Origin of the sequence: Paenibacillus sp. IHB B 3415, assembly GCF_000802655.2 — a bacterium.
In the GTDB taxonomy this organism is placed as follows: Bacteria; Bacillota; Bacilli; order Paenibacillales; family Paenibacillaceae; genus Paenibacillus_AQ; species Paenibacillus_AQ phytohabitans.
The window spans coordinates 1-1,399 of the sequence record NZ_JUEI01000182.1; the positions used below are offsets into that span (position 1 = coordinate 1).

A 1,399-nucleotide genomic window follows, 5' to 3' on the forward strand; every position below is an offset into this window, starting at 1 on the left:
TCCGCCAAAAGTGGGCGGCAGGCAGGAATGAGGAGCAAAAGTGCCCCTGATTTTACCGGCGGCTGCCCCGGAAGCAGTCAGAATAGAGCAATGTGAAATGGGCTTAAAATTTACATCAGCTGCACAGGCTGCATAGCTTCGGCTGATTCACCCGTTAGGGGGATTTTGTTCTTCGATTGGAGATAGCCAGTTCCCGGAACTGCTCGGGTGTAAGATCCACTGAGGGTGCCTGAATTTGAGTGAATATCTTGTCCCTCCAGCTTTTTCATGAATAATCCGAAGAAGGCTTCTTGATAAAAGTCAAAGAAGCAGGAACTTTCCCCCACAGTAGCTACACGATATTTAACGATAACCGCTTAAATCTGTTCAGGAGATTTGAAATAGGCAATAAGGGACGAAATCATATCCGAACATTTGGAGTACTGACAGCAGAGCAATATTGGATATAAGCAAAAGCAGGAGTACAAGTAACCGCCTATTTTTAATAAGGTTATCGTCTAATTGCATAAGCTCCTCCTGCGTAGTGTTTATCGAGATTACTAACAAATGGAAAATATGGGGAATGAGAAAACACTAATCCAGTATAGTATAAGTGCTGTTGGCGGAAAAAAGATGGTTCCGGTATTGTAAATCGGTAAAATCACAAGTTTATAGGGCTGCGCCGTATTCATTTGATACCGTTTGCATATTTCGGGACCTTTACCAGTATTTATAGATTGAAGCATCGTAAAATGCCGGTGGCATCGCCATAAGGGGAGCAACGCCGACAGCAATCCAAAGTTAAAAAAGGTGGGTGCGATGATGAAGGGTGAACGTCAGCAGGATCAGAATCAAAATAATGAGGAGCGCCCGTTCAAGTATAATGCCGGCGACCGGACTATTGGCATGGAGATGAGCCAGTCTGCATCTGTAGCTTCCGCTGCAGCGGAATTTCTTACCGACGGAGAGCGGCGTAAGAGTAGTGGGAACATGAGCCGGACCTATTTCCGCCGTCCGGGTGAACGTCCGGCTTTTCTGGTGCTGCGCGACGGACTGGGCGACCGGTCCCTTCTTCGGGAGGAGCCCGGTACTTACCCTGCTGGTCCCTGTCTGATCCGCAGCGAGGAATGGCTGCTGGAGCCGGAGCTTGCCGCACTCTATTCGAGCTGGATGTCCTGCGGGGATGAGGGGCAGGCCGAGCGTATCCTGCAGCGGATTTATTACCGGCTGCGGGCTGCCGCTGCCGCACTCCTGGAGTCGGCGGACGGTGTCTGGGCCGCAGTAGCTCTGCCCTATACGCCGGAGCTGGCCGCTCGCCCGGCAAGACTGGCCGCGCTGCAGGATGCGCAGCTTGAAGCGTTGTTCGCCGCGGTGGCGGAGAGCCAGCGGCTGGGCGGCGACAGCCGCGTGGACCTGCTGG

General features: G+C 52.2%; 1 protein-coding gene. It reads left to right on the forward strand.

Going from position 1 to position 1,399, the window contains the following annotated elements:
- Positions 1-798: 798 nt before the first annotated feature.
- Positions 799-1,399, forward strand: a 601-nt coding sequence (locus tag QW71_RS38440) for a hypothetical protein (RefSeq protein ID WP_152679948.1), incomplete at its 3' end; no start/stop codon positions are given.